The sequence below is a fragment of the Nonomuraea spiralis genome (assembly GCF_014648435.1).
Classification (GTDB): Bacteria; Actinomycetota; Actinomycetes; order Streptosporangiales; family Streptosporangiaceae; genus Nonomuraea; species Nonomuraea spiralis.
Genome location: NZ_BMRC01000019.1, coordinates 113,112 through 130,960 on the forward strand (window position 1 = coordinate 113,112; position 17,849 = coordinate 130,960).

Here is a 17,849-nt window from a genome sequence, read left to right on the forward strand (position 1 = left end):
GATCACCTGGTCCGCGACGGCACGGGCGTGGCGGACGGCTCACCCGAAGGCCCGGCAGAGGGCCCGCCTGAGGGCGCGGCCGACGGCAGGCCGGTGGGGACCGGGGTCGCGGTCGGGCAGGTGGACGGCGTGGCCTTGGACGTGCCGTCGTCGGCGAACATCTCCTCCTGCTGGACCAGCGGCAGCGGGTAGCGGTTGAGCACCGGCTCGCCGCACGACCGGTCGACCGTGAAGCCGTGCTCCTCGGGGGCGACCGTGATCGGGTTGCCGTCCTGGTCGTAGAGGTAGACGTCGGTCAGCGGGCTGCCGTCCTTGGCGTACGGCTTGATGTTGTAGAAGCCGAGGCTGCCCCCGACCAGCATCACGTCGGCCGGCGCCGACATCGCGACCGGCTGCTCGCGACCGCCGGAGGCCTCCGCCATGCCGACGAGCAGCGCCAGCGCCGCGACCAGGTTGACGCCCGTCGCCAGCAGCGCGGCGAAGCGCCCGCCGCCGGCCCGGCCGAACCACACCGAGACCCACACGGCCGCCGCCACGAGCGCCCACTCGGCCAGGTTGCCCGGGACGAGGCCGCCGCGGGCCGTGATCGCCAGCAGCAGCATGGCCAGCAGGTAACCGCGCAGCACCCACCAGCCGGGCCGCAGCTCCGGCAGGAAGGCCACGAGCCCCTGGTACGGCTTCTGGCGCAGCAGCGCGGCATGCGCCCGCGCCGCGTACTCGCGGGGCCGCCGGCGGCGCTTCTGGCGGCTCTGGGGACGGCCTCCGTAGGCGGCCACCAGCTCGTCGGCGTAGGCCGCGGGCGGCCCGAGCCGATCCTCCAGCGGCAGGTCGGACTCGGCGGCGATCTCGGCCAGATGGTCGTCGAGGTCCTCGATCAGCTCCTCGCGGTCCGGGTGATCCGCCAGGGCGTCGCGGACGGCCTGCGCGTACTGTTCCGGCGTGGTCATGCGTGCCCCTCCTTGAGCAGGGAATCCATGGTGGCCGCGAACGAGGTCCACCGCTTGGCGGAGGCGGCGTACATGGTGCGGCCGACCTCGTTGAGGCCGTAGTACTTGCGGTGAGGGCCCTCGTCGGAGGCCACGACGTAGGAGTTGAGCGCGCCGGCCTTGAACAGGCGGCGCAGCGTGCCGTAGACGGAGGCGTCGCCCACCTCTTCCAGGCCCGCCTCCCTGAGCCTGCGCACGACGTCGTAGCCGTAGCCGTCGCGCTCGTCGAGCACGGCCAGGACGGCCAGGTCGAGCACGCCCTTGAGCAACTGGCTGCTATCCACGCGAAGCAGAGTACTGTGCAATGCACAGTAGTGGCAACAAGAGAACCGGGCGGCTCCCGTGAGGGTGCCGCCCGGTCACATGATCAGCCTAGGCGGCGGCCGGAGCCGGGCAGGTCGCCGAGTAGTTGGCGACGCCCGACGAGGCGGCGTTCGGGCTGACGACGACGAGCTCGATGGTGCCCTTCGTCTCCTTGCTGCTGTTCGTGCCACCGACGCCCCAGGTCACGGCGAGGTCGCCGTTGACCTGACGCTCCAGGACGTTGACGTCCTTGACGCCGTTGACCACCCAGTAGTACTTGACGGTGGTCGGGCCGGTGCTGTGCAGGGTGGCCGAGAAGTCCACGCCGGGACCACGGTTGTCCTTGCACATGTCGTTGCGGGTGCCGGAGACCGACACGGCCGACACGGACGCGGTGGGCTTGGGAGCCTCGCACGCCGCGTACGACTGCGTGATCGAGTCGCTGTTGTTCGGTCCGGTGACCGTCAGGGTGATCTTGCCACCCTTGGCCGCCTCGCCGGTCAGCGCCCGGTCAGGGAGCTCGACGGTCTTCGAGCCGCTGGTCGAGAAGACGCTCTCGCCCTTGAGCACGGACTCGCCGTTGACCGCCCAGGTCCACTGGACCCGAGCCGGGCCGGTCGCGTTCACGTTGGCGTGCGCGCCGACCTTGCAGCCGATGTTGTTGGTGGCGGTCACCAGGTCGGTGGCCGAGACCTTGACAGCGGGAGCGGGGGTCGAGTCCTTGCACCACACCTTGTAGTAGGCGCGGTTGGACAGAGCGTCGTCGGGGCCGACGATCTCCAGCTGCGCCCAGCCGCGCTGGCTGTGACGCGGGGAGATGCCGAAGCCGACCTTGCGCTTGCTCCAGACCTTGACCTTGCCGTGGTCGACGACGTCGCCGTTCAGGATCCAGCGGTAGCGGACCCAGGTCGGCTGGTTGACGCTGATCAGACCGGTGAAGTCGATCTTGTCACCCGGGGTGCAGGGACCGGCGTAGGAGGACGGGTCGGCCCAGGCGCGCGCCGAGACAGACACGTCCTTGTCCGTACGGACGCCTCCGAGGTCCACACACGAGACCGAGAAGTAGCCCTTCTTGGACGTGACCTTCTTCGGACCGAGGACCTGGACGGCCTCCCAGCCCTTGACGTCACCCTTGAAGGTCACCGACTCCTTGACAGTGACCGACTTGGTGCCGTGGCCCTTGAGCTTGACCACCTGGACCTTGCCCTTGGACCCGTCACCGTGGAGCCAGCGGTAGGCAAGTTCGGTCTTGCCCTTGACGGGAACCTTGATCTTGGCCGAGAAGTTGACCTTGACCGGGCAGGAACCCTGGTAGTCCTTCGACGAGGCCGCCGGAGCGGTGACCGACACCTTGGCCGACTTCGCGGTGGAGGCCGTGGTGGCCTTGCCCGCCGCGGCCGCGGTCGCCGCCTGCGCGGGGCTGGCGACCAGACCCGCTGCCATGGCGGCCAGCACAGCGGCAGAGGCGCCGAACGCCGCCGCCTTACGTGCTAACCCAACAGACATCATGTGAGAGTGCTCCATTCCGTGAGGGAAAAGACGCGCTCGGGAACGGTCGCCACGCCGTCACATTCCGTGCACAGCGAAATGGCAAAGCCCCCGTTTTGCACCTTTACCTAATCACAATACTGATTGCACCCTCAACACAGGACATAGATCGGAAATGTCCGGATTTGGCGATACCTATCGCGCGAGGGACCAGGCGATGCCGTCCAAGATGTCGTGCTCGCTAACCACGACCTGCGTAAACGCGAAACGGCGCACGATCCGGTCAAGAATAAGCGCACCGGCACCTATCACGTCAACTCGTCCAGGGTGCATGACCGGGACCGCCGCGCGATCACCATGAGTCATCGCGAGCAACCGCCGCGTCACCTCGTGGACCTGTCCGGCGGAAATCCTTGAGTGGTGAATACGCCTGGAGTCGTAGGCGGGCAGGTCGAGCGCGATGCCCGCGATCGTCGTCACCGACCCCGCCAGCCCCACCAGCGTGTGCGCCCGCTCGACGGGCACGGCCTCCGCGACCCGGTCGAGGGCCGCCTCGATGTCGGCGACGACGGCCTCCAGCGCCGGGGCGGGCGGCGGGTCGCCGGCGTCCCGCAGGTGCCGCTCGGTCAGGCGTACGCAGCCGATGTCCACCGACAGCGCCGCCTCGGCGTGCTCGGTGCCGACCACGAACTCCGTGGAACCCCCGCCGATGTCCACCACCAGGTAGGGGGGCAGCGGGCCCTGCGGCAGCTCGGTCTCCGGCGAGAGGCGCAGCAGGCCCCTGGTCGCCCCCGTGAACGACAGCTCGGCCTCCTCCGCCCCCGTCGCCACCTCGGGCGCCACGCCGAAGATCTCGCGTACGCCGTCGACGAACTCCTGCCGGTTGCCGGCGTCGCGGGTCGCGCTCGTGGCCACCACCCTGGTCGCGACCGCGCCGTGCCGGTCGATCAGCTCGCGGTAGGAGCGCATCGCCTTGAACGTACGCTCCAGCGCGTCGGGCGCCAGCATGCCGGTGCGGTCGACCCCCTGGCCCAGGCGGACGATCTCCATCCGCCGCTCGACGTCGTCCAGCGTGTCGTCGAGGACGTCGGCGATCAGCAGGCGCACCGAGTTGGTGCCGCAGTCGATGGCGGCTACACGCATGGTCCGTCACTCCACCACTCGGGGAGCGCCTCCAGCGCCTCCCTGCCGAACGGGTTGCTCCCCGGCACCGCCAGCTCGTGCGCGACCAGGGCGTGCAGGCACTTCACGCGCAGCGGCATGCCGCCGGTGCTCTGCATGTCGCGCGGCAGCGGCTCCATGCCCTCGTCCCGTGCCGCCTTGTCGCGTCTGGCGACGTAGTCGTCGTGGGCGGCCTGGTAGGCGGCCGCCAGGTCGGGGTCGGTCGCCAGCCTGGCCTGCATCTCGCGCATCAGGCCCGAGCCTTCGAGCGTGCCGATGGCCGAGGCCGCCTTGGGGCAGGTCAGGTAGTACAAGGTCGGGAACGGCGACCCGTCGGGCAGTCGCGGCGCGGTCTCCACCACGTCGGGGTTGCCGCACGGGCAGCGGTGAGCCACCTCGCGCAGCCCTCTGGGCGGACGGCCGAGCTGCCGCTGAACCGCCTCGACGTCATCACTTTCCACTGCTCTCCACCGCTCTGCGGCCCGTGCCCTTGTCGGCCGCCTCCACCGATTCCCACAGCGTCTGGTACCACGGGGGCACCTCGACCGGCTGCTTCACGGCCGCCTGCTCCTTGCCCTGCTCGGGCTCCATCACCACATAACACTTCTCGCCGGGGCCGCAGAAGTGCAGCCGCTCCTTCGCGGTGCGCTTGATCCAGTTGGGATCGTCACTCTGCCGGTCGCGGGCCAGCAGCGCCTGCCGTTCGGCCTCGACCCTGGCCTTCTCCGCCTGCAGCTCGGAGATGCTGCGGCGCAGGCTGATGTACTCGCGCACAGGGTAGGCCAGGCTCATCGCGATCGCGCAGACCACGATCGCGAGGATGGCGGCCCGCCCGGTCAGCTGCGGCCTCTTCGCCAATGCTGCACACCCCCTTCGACGTACGGCTCGCGGCGCTCAGCCCTTCCCAGGCCGCGAGCCGTCAGTCGAAACTAGCGCCGGAACCGCGGAAAAGCCGCGCGACCCGCGTAGCGGGCGGCGTCGTCCAGAAGCTCCTCGATGCGCAGCAACTGGTTGTACTTGGCCACCCGGTCGGACCGCGCCGGGGCGCCGGTCTTGATCTGACCGCAGTTGACCGCCACCGCCAGGTCGGCGATCGTGGTGTCCTCGGTCTCGCCGGAACGGTGGCTCATCATGCACCGGTAGCCGCTGCGGTGGGCCAGGTCGACGGCGTCGAGGGTCTCCGACAGCGTGCCGATCTGGTTGACCTTGACCAGCAGGGCGTTGGCGGTGCCCTCCTTGATGCCGCGCTCCAGCCGCTCGGGGTTGGTCACGAACAGGTCGTCGCCGACGAGCTGGACCTTGTCGCCGAGAGCCTCGGTGATGGCCTTCCAGCCCGCCCAGTCCTCCTCGTCGAGGGGGTCCTCGATGGACACGAGCGGGTAGTTGGCGACCAGGTCCGCGTAGAAGGCGATGAGCTCCTGCGCCGAGACGCCCTTGCCGTCGATCGTGTAGACGCCGTCCTTGTGGAACTCGGAGGCGGCCACGTCGAGGGCCAGCGCGATGTCCTCGCCCGGCACGTAGCCGGCCCGCTCGATCGCGACGAGGATCAGGTCGAGGGCGTCGCGGTTGGAGGGCAGGTTGGGGGCGAAACCGCCCTCGTCGCCCAGGCCCGTCGCGTAGCCCTTCTCCTTCAGCACGCCCTTGAGCGCGTGGTAGACCTCGGTGCCCATGCGCACGGCCTCGCGGAACGTCTCCGCCCCGATCGGCGCGATCATGAACTCCTGGATGTCGACGTTGGTGTCGGCGTGGGCGCCCCCGTTGAGGATGTTCATCATCGGGACCGGCAGGACGTGGGCGTTGGGGCCGCCGACGTAACGGAACAAGGGCAGGTCGGCGCTGTCGGCCGCGGCCTTGGCGACGGCCAGCGAGACGCCCAGGATGGCGTTGGCGCCCAGCTTGGCCTTGTTGGGCGTGGCGTCGAGGTCGATCATGATCTGGTCGATGATGCGCTGATCCTCGGCCTCGATGCCGTTGATCTCCTCGAAGATCTCGTCGGTCACGGCGAGCACGGCCCTCTCGACGCCCTTGCCGCCGTAGCGCTTGCCGCCGTCACGCAGCTCGACCGCCTCGAACTGGCCGGTGGACGCCCCGCTCGGCACGGCGGCGCGGCCGCTGCTGCCGTCGTCGAGCACGACCTCGACCTCGACCGTGGGGTTGCCCCGGGAGTCGAGGATCTCGCGAGCGTAAACGACCTCGATGGTAGCCACGGGTTGCGCTCCTAAATCGAAAGGCAATATGCCATCAGAGCCTATCGGTACCCCGGGCCACCGATACGGCACGGTCACCCACCCCACACCTCACCACCGCGGATCATCCGATCGAGGACAGACTCCACGCGCGCAGTCTGCCGCCCATCGCGGCGACCAGGAGCCCTTCGCCCACCGCCAGCGTGATGACCTTCTGGCCCGGGGCCAGGTTGCCCAGCCGATCGCCGCGGTCGACGTTCCACACGGTCACGCCGTCGACGCCGCCGCCGGCGATCATCCTGCGTCCCCCGGCCGAAGTGACGCCGACGTCCGCCCCTCCCGTGCTGAAGCCGCGTACGAACGCGCCGCTGGCCAGGTCGTACACGGCGGTCGAATTGCCCACGGTGACGGCGGCGCGGCCGTCGCCGAACGCGGCCACCGAGCGCACCTCCCCCTTGCCGAGCACCCCCGCCGCCGCCCCCACCAGGCCGGCGCCGGTGCCGACCAGGGGCTTGCCGCCGGCCTCGTCCCAGGCCAGGGCGGTGACCGGGCCGGCCACGGGCTTGGCGCGGGCCACGATGCGGTTGGAGGTCAGGTCGAGCGTCACGACCTGACCGTCGGGGCAGCCGATCACGACCGCGGGCTGCTTGCGCCACTGGCCGGGCGCCACGCGGGCCTCCGAGCGGCACACCACGTGCCATTTGCCCGGCTTGGGGTCGCCGATGCGCCAGCGCCGTACGATGCCGTCCGTGCCCGTCCAGACCGCCGTCTGCCTGCCGCCCACCGGGACCAGCATCAGCGAGCGCACCGGCGAGGGGCCCGCGTCCGCCAGCCGGTCGATCCGCTCGCCGATGCTCGGGTCCCAGACCTCGATCGAGTGGCCGGACCTCTCGGCGTAGGCGACGACGGGCGAGTCCTGGTGGTAGCCGATGGCCATCGCCTCGACCCGCGCCCCCCTCGTCGTGGGGCCGAACTCGGGGCCGAGCTCGACGCCGAACGCCGTCTCCCGCCCGACTGCGGAGGGCAGGCCGGCGTTCCGCCACAGTGCCCCGGCCACCATCCCGGCGACGACGAGCACCCCCACACCGGCGGCGGCCCACCGCCTGCGTACGGCCCGCACGTCGCGGCGTGAGGCGCGAGAGCCCGTACGGCGTGGGGCGGCGCGCTCGGGCGCGTGGGCGCGGAGGTCGGGCGCGGTACGGCCCAGCAGCCGCATCAGGACGTCGTCCGCCGACGGCCGTGCCCCGGCCTCCTTCGCCAGGCACCCGCGCAACACCGAGCGCAGCGGCTCTGGCACCTCCCGCAGGTCCGGCTCGGCGTGCAGGATCCGGTTCATCACCGCGGGGATCGAGTCGCGCCCGAACAGCGGCTGCCCGGTCGCCGCGAACCCCATGGTCGCCGCCCAGCTGAAGACGTCGGACGCCGCCGTGGCGGTCTCCCCCGAGATCTGCTCGGGCGACATGAACCCCGGCGTCCCGACGACGCTGCTCGCCGTGGTGGAGACGTCCATGTCCTTGGCGATGCCGAAGTCGATCACGCGGGGGCCGTCCAGGCCCATCAGCACGTTGCTCGGCTTGAAGTCGCGGTGCACGATGCCCGCGCCGTGGATGGCGGTCAGGGCGGTGATCGTCCCGACCGCCAGCCGGTCCAGCTCGCCGCCGGTCAGCGGGCCGGCGTCGAGGACCAGGTCGTGCAGGGACGGGCCGTCGATGAACTCGCTCACGATGTACGGCCGGCCCTGGGTCAGCCCGCTCCCGTACACGGTAGCGGTGCAGAAGCCCGCCACCTTCGCGGCCGTCGCGCTCTCGCGCAGGAACCGGCGGGTGGCCCGCTCGTCGCTCAGCAGGCGCGGATGCAGCACCTTGACGGCCGCGTGCCGGCCGTCGGCGTCCCGGCCGAGGAACACCGACCCCTGCCCGCCGTCGCCCAACCCGCCGAGCAGGCGATAACCCGCCACTTCCCGCGGTTCCCCCGAACGCAGCGGTCTCAGCTCCACCACCAGTCCCCCTCGGCTCTGTCGTTCAAGCCCCTGAGGGATCCTGGCATTCGGCGACTTGTCGCCACAACACGGGCAGCTAGGCGTTCGACTCCCACGCGCGTACGCGGTCGCGGTAGGCGCGGGCCGCCGCGCGCAGCTCGGCCTCGGCGTCCAGCCCGGCCTCCTGTGCACGGCGTACGAGGTCGAACAGCTCCCGGGCCACGCCCTGGCCGATCGCGGCGGCCAGCGCGTCGGGCGCCCCCGCCCGACCGGCCCTGCGCAGGAGCTGGGCGGCCAGCGCGAGCGCGGGCTGCCCCATGGGGACGCCGTCGAGCACCGACGACTCGCCGCCCTTGGCCGCCCGCTCGGCCGCCTTGATCGCCTCCCAGTTGTCGTTGACCTCGTCCGCGCTCTCCACCCGCACCGAACCGAACACGTGCGGGTGGCGCCGGACGAGTTTGTCCACGATGCCGGCGGCGACGTCGTCCATGTCGAACGTCTCGGCCACGCGGGCATGGAAGACCACCTGGAGCAGCAGGTCGCCGAGCTCCTCGCGGAGCGCCGGGTAGTCGCCCTGCTCGATCGTCTCCAGGACCTCGTACGACTCCTCCAGCAGGTACGGCGCCAGCGACTCGTGCGTCTGCTTGCGGTCCCAGGGGCACTCGGTACGCAGCCGGTCCATCACCGCGACCAGGTCGAGCACCCGCGAGCCGGGCAGATCGTACGAACCGGGCACGACCTCGATCAGCGGCGGCTCGTCGAGCGAGATGGCGGCCCGCCCGATCGCGCGCATGAAGTCCTCGTCGTCACCGGCGAGCCACACCACGCGCTCCCGCACGGCCCGCCTGGACAGCCCGACCGCGTCGGGCGCGACGACCTCCACCTCGATCCCGGCGGCGGCCAGGTAGGGCAGCTGGGGGTGGGAGTCGGTGGCGGTCAGCACGGGCCCCGAGCGCAGCGCCTGCCAGGCCTGGTCGCTCAGCAGGCCCGGCGCGACCCTGGGCGAGGTGGTGACGACGATGAGCGGCATGTCGCTAGCCCTGCTGCGGCTGCTGCTGCGCCTGCTGGGAGGACTTGCCGAACCGGCCCGGATCGACGAACCCCTGCTGGGTGAACTCGCCGTAACGCGGGCTGTAGATCGGCTTGATGCTCGTCAGCTCCTTGACGAACTTCTCCTGGGCGGCCTGGTCCTGGGCACCGCCGAGCTGGTTGCGCACCTTGATCGCGCCCAGCTCCGCACGCAGGTAGCCACGCGCGTCGGCCGGGCTCACACCCCTGGCGATCAGGTTGATCTCGGGCGACTGGTACTGGCCCGGGTCCTTGAGCGCGGCGTCGATCTCGCCGTCGCTCACCTGCACGTTGTGCTTGGCCGCGAGCTGCCTGAACGCGCTCTCGTTCGCCATCCGGTAGAGCACGAACTGAGTGACGGGCACCCCGAGCTGCTCGGCCGAGACGTTGGCGCGCTTGAGCGCCGCCTCGTACGTCTGAACGTTCCTGGTCAGATCGCGGGCCGAGATGCGCTCGCTCCCGACCACGGCCGCGGCTCCGGCCTCAATGGGCGAAGAGCAGGCGGTCAGCGCGGCGAGTCCCACCGCACCGGCGGCCACAGCCACTCGAATCGACTTCACATGCGTCCCTTTCCGACAAAAACCGCGCTTAGCTTACCCGCGCGGGCTCCAGAAACATCGCCTCGACCAGGTCACCGCACCATTTGAGCAGATCGAGGTCACGCAACGGCTGCCCGCCCAGCGGCTTGGTCTTGGGAACCGGCACGAGCAACGTCTCGGCCGCCTGCTTGTAGATGGCCTTCTTGTACAGCCGGTCGAGCCTGACCTGCTGCGACTCGCGCAGCCGCGCCGGGCCGAACTTGATGTTCTGGCCCTGCAGCGTGACGTCGGTGAGCCCGGCCGAGCGCGCCCTGATCCGGAAGCGGGCCACCTCCAGCAGGTTCTCCACCTCCACCGGCGGCTTGCCGTAGCGGTCGGTGAGCTCGTCGCGCACCTCGTCGATGTGGATCGGCGCGATGATGGCCGCGATGCGCTTGTACGCCTCCAGCCGCAGCCGCTCGGAGGTGACGTAGTCGTGCGGGATGTGGGCGTTGATGGGCAGCTCGACCTTGACGTCCTGCTGCTCCTCCTGGACCTCGGCCCCGGACAGCTTGGCCTTCTGCTCCTGCACGGCCTCGGCCATCAGGCGTACGTAGAGGTCGAAGCCGACGCCCGCGATGAAGCCCGACTGCTCGGCCCCGAGCACGTTGCCCGCGCCGCGGATCTCCAGGTCCTTCATGGCGACGTACATGCCCGCGCCCATCTCGGTGTGCTGGGAGATGGTGGCCAGGCGCTCGTGGGCGGTCTCGGTCAGCGGCTTCTCCGGCGGGTAGAGGAAGTACGCGTAACCGCGCTCCCTGCCTCGCCCGACCCGGCCCCTGAGCTGGTGGAGCTGCGACAGGCCGTAGTTGTCGGCCCGGTCGACGATCAGCGTGTTGGCGTTGGGCACGTCGAGGCCGGACTCGACGATCGTGGTGGAGACGAGCAGGTCGTACTCGCGTTCCCAGAAGCCGACCATGATCTTTTCGAGCTGGTGCTCGTTCATCTGGCCGTGGGCCACCGCGACGCGCGCCTCGGGGACCAGCTCGCGCAGCCGCGCCGCCACCCGGTTGATGGAGGCCACCCGGTTGTGCACGAAGAAGATCTGGCCGTCGCGCATCAGCTCGCGCCGGATCGCCGCCCCGATCTGCTTCTCCTCGTACGGCCCCACGAACGTGAGGATCGGATGGCGCTCCTCCGGCGGCGTGAGGATCGTGGACATCTCGCGGATGCCGGTCAGCCCCATCTCCAGCGTGCGCGGGATCGGCGTGGCCGACATGGCCAGGACGTCGACCTGCGTGCGCAGGTGCTTCATGGCCTCCTTGTGCTCGACGCCGAACCGCTGCTCCTCGTCGATGATGATCAGCCCGAGGTCCTTGAACCTGACCTCCGGGCTGAGCAGCCGGTGGGTGCCGATGACGACGTCGACCGCGCCCGCCCTGAGCCCCTCCAGGGTGCCCTTGACCTCGCCGTCGGTCTGGAAGCGGGAGATCGGCCTGATCGCGATGGGGAAGCTGGAGAAGCGCTCGGTGAAGGTGGACATGTGCTGCTGCACCAGCAGCGTGGTCGGCACCAGCACGGCCACCTGCTTGCCGTCCTGCACGGCCTTGAACGCCGCCCGTACCGCGATCTCGGTCTTGCCGTAGCCGACGTCGCCACAGATCAGCCGGTCCATCGGGACGCCGCGCTCCATGTCGCGCTTGACCTCGTCGATGGCTTCGAGCTGGTCGCCGGTCTCGGCGTAGGGGAAGGCGTCCTCCATCTCGCGCTGCCACGGGGTGTCGGCGCCGAAGGCGTGGCCGGGCGAGGCCATGCGGGCCGAGTAGAGCCTGATCAGCTCGCCGGCGATCTCCTTGACCGCCTTCTTGGCCCTGGACTTCGCCTTGGCCCAGTCGGCGCCGCCCATGCGGTTGAGCGTGGGCGCCTCGCCGCCGACGTACCGGGTGACCTCGTCGAGCTGGTCGGTGGGGACGTAGAGGCGGTCGCCCTTGGCGTACTCGATGACCAGGTACTCGCGGGTCGCGCCCTGGATCGTGCGCTGGACCATCTCGACGTAGCGGCCGACGCCGTGCTGCTCGTGCACGACGTGGTCGCCGACCTTGAGCTGGAGCGGGTCGACCATGTTGCGCCGGCGCGAGGGCAGCCGGCGCATGTCCTTCGTGGACGCCTTCTGCCCCACCAGGTCGAGGTGGGTGAGCACGGCCAGGCCCGGCGTGATGAACCCGTGCTCGATCAGGCCGGTCGAGACGTGCACGACCTTCGGCTCGGGCGCCTTGTCCACGGACTGCCGCAGCCTGGCGGGCACGTCGACGCCCTTGAGCAGCTCGACCATGCGCTCGGCCGGACCGTGGCCCTCGCTGAGCAGTACGACCGCCTTGTCCTCGGCCAGCCAGCCCTTGATGTCGGCCAGCGCCTTGGCTGTGTCGCCCCGGTACGCCTCGGAGTCCTGGGCGTCGAGCTCGACGCCGTTGCCGAACGGCGCCATCGTCCACCACGGCAGGCCCAGCGCGTCGGCGTGGCCGCGGACCTCCTCCAGCGTGCGGAAGGCCGCCGCGCCCAGGTCGATCGGCGCCTCGCCACCGGCCGCCGCGTTGATCCAGGACGCCTCCAGGAACTCCTGCGAGGTGCGTACGAGCTCTTCCGCCCTGCCCCTGATGCGCTCGGGATCGCACACGAACACCGCCGACCTGACCGGCAGGTGGTCGAGCAGCAGGTCCATCTCCCCGGCCAGCACCGGCGCGAACGCCTCCATGCCCTCGACCGCGGCGCCCTCGGCGAGCTGGTCGAGCACCTCGGAGAGAGAGGGGTGCTCCTGCGCCAGCTCCCGCGCCCGCTCCCGGACCTCGCCGGTCAGCAGCAGCTCGCGGCACGGCGGCGCGAACAGGCCGTCCTCGGCCGCCTCCAGCGAACGCTGGTCGGCCACCTTGAACCAGCGGATCTCCTCGACCGTGTCGCCCCAGAACTCCAGCCGCAGCGGATGCTCCTCGGTGGGCGGGAACACGTCGAGCAGCCCGCCGCGCACGGCCACCTCGCCGCGCTTCTCCACCATGTCGACCCGGTGGTAGCCGTTGGTGACCAGCCGCTCGACCACCTCGTCGAGGTCGGCGTCGTCGCCCGCCTTCAGCCTGATCGGCTCCAGGTCGCCGAGCCCCTTGACGATGGGCTGGAGCAGCGCCCTGACCGGGGCCACCACCACGCCGAGCGGCCCTGCGGCGGAGTCGCCCTTGATCGGGTGCGCCAGCCTCCTGAGCACCGCCAGCCGCTGGCCGACGGTGTCGCTGCGCGGCGAGAGCCGCTCGTGCGGCAACGTCTCCCAGGCCGGGAACACCGCGACCGAGCTCGGCTCGACGAGACTGGTCAGCGCCGCCGCCAGGTCCTCGGCCTCACGGCCGGTGGCGGTGACGGCCAGGACGGTGCGCTGGTCGTGCGCGGCCAGCGCGGCCACGCCGAACGGGCGCAGCGCCGAAGGCGCGATCAGCGAGACGTCGCCGCCCTCCTCAAGGGCGGCGCGCAGCTTCGGGTCGGCCCCGGCCCCCAGGGCAACAAGGTCAAGCAGTCCGGAAAGACTCATCAGTTACGCCCACAGCCCCACGACGGCAACACAACTACCCCCGGCCGGGTCAGGTCGCGGGGGTCTCCACCCAGCCTACTCGGGGTGCGGGACACGGTAACCGGGGACCGACGGCCAGCGTACGGTGAGCACGACCGACTCCTGCTCGGCCACCCACGAGTGGTCCACGCCCTTGCCCCACACCACGTAGTCGCCGGGCTCGGCCAGCAGCACGCTGCGCCCTGGCAGCTCCACCCGGAACCGCCCGCTGATCAACACCAGCAGCGCCGTACGGGCCTCGCCCCTCACCCACTGGGCACGCTCGTCGCCCGCCGGGTGCACGCCCCACTTGATCTCGACTTCTTCACTGTGCCGTGGGTCGCCGAGGGGTTTGAAGTGACCGAGCAGCCAGCCACGGTCGCCGGCGGCGTCGATATTGGCGTTTCCCACGTAAACCTGCTCGTCCACGGGGCAGGACGCTAGCAGGGAAGTGCGTAACCGACGCCGCTCGATTGATTACTGTAGGTGACATGTCTGAGGTGCGATCAGTCGCCCAGCGAGGCGACCTCTTCGGTCAACGGATCCGCGAGCACTGGGCCGGGCGGTTCAGCCGGCGGCTCGACATACTCGTCGCGGGCTGCGCCCACGACGAGCCGCTCGACGTGGAGCCACTGGAGGCCAGGGCGACCGGCGCCGACGAGGACCACCCCGTCATCAGGGACGTCGTCGAGGAACGCGCCGACCTCGTGGCCTGGTCGCTCGGCGACCTGCGCTGCGTGCCGCTCCAGCACCGCGCATACGACGTGATCCATCTGTCCTTCCTGCTCGAACGCGTCCAGCACGCCGAGCTGGTCCTCGACCGCCTGCTCCAGTCCCTGCGGCCGGGCGGGCTGGTGCTGCTGCGCATGCGCGACAGGAAGTCGGCCTACGGGCTGCTCGACCGGCTCACGCCGTCCTGGCTGCGCCGCGTGTTGTGGCGCACGCTGGTCACCCCGGGCACGCCGGGCCCGCTGCCCGTCGTCTACGAGCCGCTGGCCTCCAGCGACGGCATGCACGCGTTCTGCCTGAGCCGCGGTCTGCTGATCACCGACGACGAGCGCCGGATCAGCGGCCCGGCCCGTACCGGGCGGATCGGCGCCGCCGCGGTCGCGGCGGTCGAGCGGCTGAGCAACGGGCGTTATCCCGCCACGCATGACGAGATCATGATGGTGATCAGGAAGCCTCAGCACCACTTCGCCCGGTTGCTCTAGCGACACGACGGGATCAGTGGGTAGACTCCTTTCCTACCAATTCAATCGGAATAGTTGGGATGTCGGAAATCGTGGAGTGGACCCCGGACGCGCACGAGCTGGCCGATCTGGAGCTGCTGCTGTCCGGGGCGTTCGAGCCGCTGACCGGCTTCCTGGGCCACGACGACCTGCACGCCGTGCACGAGCGCGGCACGCTCGCCGACGGCACGCCGTGGCCCGCCCCCGTCACCCTCCACCTGTCCGCCGAGGTCTCGCCCGGCGACGAGGTACGCCTGCTCGACCCCGAGGGCCTGGCGCTGGCCGTGCTCACCGTGACCGCCCACGACGCCGACGGCCTGACCGCGGGCCCGATCGAGGCGCTCGGCACACCCGAGCACGGCCCGTTCGCCCGGCTGCGCCGTACGCCCGCCGAGGTCAGGGCCGCGCTCGGCGGACGGCCCGCGCTGGTCGTGACCATGCGCGGCCCGCTCGACGACCTCACCGAGATCACCGCCACCGCCAAGGAGCTCGACGCGGTGATCGTGCTGCTCCCCCTCTCGTACGGCGAGGCGGGCCCCGCGGTCGTCCGCGCCGCCCTCCGCGCCGCGGAACGCCTCCCGGAGGGCACCCTCGTGGTCCCGGTGCCCCTGGCGCCGCGCGAAGAGCCCGAGATCGACCTCGAACTGCGCGAGCACGTCGCCACCGCCTACGGCGCGACCGAGCACCTCGCCGGCCCCGAGCCCGTCACGCTCCCCGGCCCGCCCCACCGCCGCGGCCTGGTCGTCTTCTTCACCGGCCTGTCCGGCTCGGGCAAGTCCACCGTCGCCCGCGGCCTGCGCGACGCGCTGCTGGAGCTCGGCACCCGCACGGTCACCCACCTCGACGGCGACGTCGTACGCCACCTGCTGTCCAAGGGCCTGACCTTCTCCAAGGCCGACCGCGACCTGAACATCCGGCGCATCGGATTCGTCGCCGCCGAGGCCGCCCGCCACGGCGGCCTGGCGATCTGCGCCCCCATCGCCCCCTACGCGGCCACCCGTGAGGAGGTGCGCGAGATGGTCGAGTCCGTCGGGGCCGACTTCCTGCTCGTGCACGTCGCCACGCCGCTGGAGGAGTGCGAGCGGCGCGACCGCAAGGGCCTGTACGCCAAGGCCCGCGCCGGCCTGATCCCCGAGTTCACCGGCGTCTCCGACCCGTACGAGGAGCCGGACGACGCCGACCTGGTGATCGACACCACGCACATCTCGATCGAGGCGGCCGTCTCCCGGGTGCTGGGGACGCTGCGGTCCGGAGGGTGGGTTCGTTGATCGACTTCGCGCTGGTGGCCGGGTCCTTCGTCGTCGCGATCGTGGTCGGCCTGACCGGCATGGGCGGCGGCGCGCTGATGACCCCGATGATGATGTTGTTCTTCAACGTCCCGCCGCTGGCCGCGGTCTCCAGCGACCTGGTCGCCTCGGCCGTGATGAAACCGGTCGGCGGCGTCGTCCACCTGCGGCGGGGCACGGTCAACCTGCGGCTGGTCGGCTGGCTGTGCGCCGGGTCGGTGCCGGCCGCGTTCTGCGGCGTGTTCCTGGCCAGGGCGTTCGCGGTGACCGACGCCGTCAAGTACGCGCTCGGCGTGGCGCTGCTGCTGGCCGTCGCGGGCATGGCGCTGAAGGGCTGGCTCGGCACGCGGGGCGGCTCGTCGAGCGCCCACGAGATCGTCGTGCGCCCAATTCCGACCCTACTGGTCGGTACGGTAGGCGGGCTGGTGGTCGGCGTCTCCTCCGTGGGCTCGGGTTCGCTCATCATCGTCGCGCTGCTCGCGCTCTATCCGGCGCTCAAGGCCAACCAGCTCGTCGGCACCGACCTGGTCCAGGCCGTGCCCCTGGTCGCCTCGGCCGCGCTCGGCCATCTGCTGTTCGGCGACTTCAAGATGGAGCTCACGCTCTCGCTGCTCGTGGGCTCGATCCCCGGCGTCTACCTCGGCGCGCGGATCTCCTCACGCGCCCCGGGCGGCCTGATCAGGGCCCTGCTGGCGATCGTGTTGCTCGCCTCGGCGCTCAAGCTCCTGGACGTCGGCAACGCCGTCACCGTGTGGCTCCTCGTCGCCGCCTGCGCGGTCACGTTCGCGGGCTGGCGGCTGCGCGGCGGCGTCCTGGCCCGCCGCGGCGGGGCGAACGCGGCCGTCGGGCCGCCCCAGGAAGCGCGGCGTTAGGGCCGCGGCACGCGGGTCGAACGGAAGTAGCGGTCGCGGGCGAGCTGGGTGAACGCGCGGGCCGCGCCCGAGTCGGAGTCGAAGCTCGTGTTGCCGCGCGGCGCCTGCGGCGAGTCGAAGTACAACACCGCCTTGATCTGCGGATATCGCTTGATCTGTCTCAGTACCGACTCGAAGAAACGCCGTTTGAAGGCCCGGTCGTCCGTCCGCTCGAACACGCCCCACTCGGCCACCATCACCGGCTTGCCCGGGAAGCGGGCCTGCATCCACCGGTAGAACCCCGGCCACTGCCCGTACTCCTTGCGCGTCTTGTTCACCAGCCCGTCGAAGTCGTGCACCCGGTCGTCGGCGTACGGGTCCATCGCCACCCAGTCGACCACGTCGTCGCCCGGGTAGAGGTCCTCGAACCAGGGCTTGGCCGCCCAGTTGGGCGCCCCCATGTACGTCATGACCGTCACGGCGTTCTTGACCCCGCGCTCGCGCAGCCTGAGCACGACGTGCCGGAACATCGCCGCGTAGTCGGTGGCCTGCATGCCCGAGCCCGAGCGGGCGTTCACGTCGTTCTCGGGCTCGTGGTGGAGGGTGAGGAAGAAACGTTCGGGGAAGGTGCGCCTGAGGTAGGCGGCCAGCCGGTCGATCCGGCGGTCGAGCGCGCCGTCGGCGATCTCGGCCCAGGTGCGGTCGAACGACGGCTTCCAGTTGATCATGAGCAGCCTGGGCCGGGCCGGGTCACGGGCCAGGTCGATCTCCTGCGGCGTGGGGAACAGCTCGCTGCCCCGGTGGTAGACGTGCAGCACGTCGGCGCCGACGCCCATGCGGGACTCGGCCCCGCGCAGCGCCTCGGCCACCGGAGCGCCGGTGAAGACCTCGGGCGCCACGCCCCACCAGGCGCCGCACGAGGGGATGAGCCTGGCGGTGACCGCGCAGGAGGGCGCGCCGGCCAGCTCGGCCGTGCTGGAGTCGACCCGGGCGGGCGCGCCCTCGGCGGTCGAGCAGGCGGCCAGGAGCGAGAGCACCGCACAGGTGATTGCGGTCTTCGTCGCGAAATGAGAAAAGCCCCGATGTTGCAACGCCTTCCAACCCCCTTGTCGACGGACCCCCGCCTTTCAAACCTGAACCTTGCCATGCCATTCCTCGAACTTCAGCCAGTGTGCCCGTCTGCCCAGTTCAGCGAGCACGTCCCCC

At 71.0% G+C, this 17,849-nt stretch carries 16 protein-coding genes; 3 read left to right on the forward strand and 13 right to left on the reverse strand.

The genetic code is table 11. The features are described from left to right. Positions 1-2: 2 nt before the first annotated feature. From IEZ27_RS36445 to IEZ27_RS36500, 12 genes are all read right to left on the reverse strand, one after another. Positions 3-947, reverse strand: a complete 945-nt coding sequence (locus tag IEZ27_RS36445; protein ID WP_189651418.1) for a hypothetical protein — start codon at positions 945-947, stop codon at positions 3-5. Further along, positions 944-1,270 (reverse strand): PadR family transcriptional regulator, encoded by a 327-nt coding sequence (locus IEZ27_RS36450; protein ID WP_125636647.1) that lies wholly within the window; start codon positions 1,268-1,270, stop codon positions 944-946. The genes IEZ27_RS36445 and IEZ27_RS36450 overlap by 4 nt, the downstream gene beginning before the upstream one ends. An 88-nt stretch (positions 1,271-1,358) precedes the next feature. Continuing rightward, complete coding sequence (locus IEZ27_RS36455) at positions 1,359-2,732, reverse strand: hypothetical protein (protein WP_189651419.1); 1,374 nt, start codon at positions 2,730-2,732, stop codon at positions 1,359-1,361. A 240-nt stretch (positions 2,733-2,972) separates the two neighbouring features. Then, positions 2,973-3,920, reverse strand: a complete 948-nt coding sequence (locus IEZ27_RS36460) for a Ppx/GppA phosphatase family protein (protein ID WP_189651420.1) — start codon at positions 3,918-3,920, stop codon at positions 2,973-2,975. Further along, positions 3,911-4,399, reverse strand: coding sequence for a DUF501 domain-containing protein (locus IEZ27_RS36465; protein ID WP_189651421.1), 489 nt, complete (start codon positions 4,397-4,399; stop codon positions 3,911-3,913). The genes IEZ27_RS36460 and IEZ27_RS36465 overlap by 10 nt, the downstream gene beginning before the upstream one ends. Further along, positions 4,389-4,796 (reverse strand): FtsB family cell division protein, encoded by a 408-nt coding sequence (locus IEZ27_RS36470; protein ID WP_125636643.1) that lies wholly within the window; start codon positions 4,794-4,796, stop codon positions 4,389-4,391. Before IEZ27_RS36470 ends, IEZ27_RS36465 begins: the two co-directional genes overlap by 11 nt. Before the next feature lie 71 nt (positions 4,797-4,867). Continuing rightward, the gene (gene eno, locus IEZ27_RS36475; protein ID WP_189651422.1) at positions 4,868-6,145 is read right to left on the reverse strand and encodes a phosphopyruvate hydratase; all 1,278 of its coding nucleotides are present in this window, start codon (positions 6,143-6,145) and stop codon (positions 4,868-4,870) included. A 103-nt stretch (positions 6,146-6,248) separates the two neighbouring features. Next, entirely contained in the window at positions 6,249-8,123 is a 1,875-nt protein-coding gene (locus IEZ27_RS55130) for a WD40 repeat domain-containing serine/threonine protein kinase (RefSeq protein ID WP_189651423.1), read from the reverse strand. A 76-nt stretch (positions 8,124-8,199) separates the two neighbouring features. Continuing rightward, the gene (locus IEZ27_RS36485) at positions 8,200-9,132 is read right to left on the reverse strand and encodes a MazG family protein (protein ID WP_189651424.1); all 933 of its coding nucleotides are present in this window, start codon (positions 9,130-9,132) and stop codon (positions 8,200-8,202) included. A 4-nt stretch (positions 9,133-9,136) separates the two neighbouring features. Continuing rightward, entirely contained in the window at positions 9,137-9,730 is a 594-nt protein-coding gene (locus tag IEZ27_RS36490) for a SurA N-terminal domain-containing protein (protein ID WP_125636639.1), read from the reverse strand. Positions 9,731-9,758: 28 nt separating this feature from the next. Next, the gene (gene mfd, locus IEZ27_RS36495) at positions 9,759-13,259 is read right to left on the reverse strand and encodes a transcription-repair coupling factor (protein WP_189651425.1); all 3,501 of its coding nucleotides are present in this window, start codon (positions 13,257-13,259) and stop codon (positions 9,759-9,761) included. Between the two features lie 75 nt (positions 13,260-13,334). Then, complete coding sequence (locus IEZ27_RS36500; RefSeq protein ID WP_189651426.1) at positions 13,335-13,706, reverse strand: cupin domain-containing protein; 372 nt, start codon at positions 13,704-13,706, stop codon at positions 13,335-13,337. Positions 13,707-13,768: 62 nt separating this feature from the next. On the opposite strand from IEZ27_RS36500, the gene IEZ27_RS36505 reads away from it, so the two are divergent. The 3 genes from IEZ27_RS36505 to IEZ27_RS36515 are packed head-to-tail and all read left to right on the forward strand — an operon-like array spanning position 13,769 to position 16,664. After that, positions 13,769-14,488 carry a methyltransferase domain-containing protein gene (locus IEZ27_RS36505; RefSeq protein ID WP_189651427.1) on the forward strand — a complete coding sequence of 240 codons (720 nt, stop codon included), beginning with the start codon at positions 13,769-13,771 and terminating at the stop codon, positions 14,486-14,488. Positions 14,489-14,547: 59 nt separating this feature from the next. Continuing rightward, entirely contained in the window at positions 14,548-15,774 is a 1,227-nt protein-coding gene (cysC, locus tag IEZ27_RS36510; protein ID WP_189651428.1) for an adenylyl-sulfate kinase, read from the forward strand. Then, positions 15,762-16,664 (forward strand): sulfite exporter TauE/SafE family protein, encoded by a 903-nt coding sequence (locus IEZ27_RS36515; RefSeq protein WP_229824670.1) that lies wholly within the window; start codon positions 15,762-15,764, stop codon positions 16,662-16,664. Before cysC ends, IEZ27_RS36515 begins: the two co-directional genes overlap by 13 nt. Here IEZ27_RS36515 and IEZ27_RS36520 read toward each other — a convergent pair. Then, on the reverse strand, positions 16,661-17,680 hold the full coding sequence (locus tag IEZ27_RS36520) for a glycoside hydrolase family 26 protein (protein ID WP_229824671.1): 1,020 nt from the start codon (positions 17,678-17,680) through the stop codon (positions 16,661-16,663). The two genes, IEZ27_RS36515 and IEZ27_RS36520, sit on opposite strands and share 4 nt — an antisense overlap. Positions 17,681-17,849: the final 169 nt, after the last annotated feature.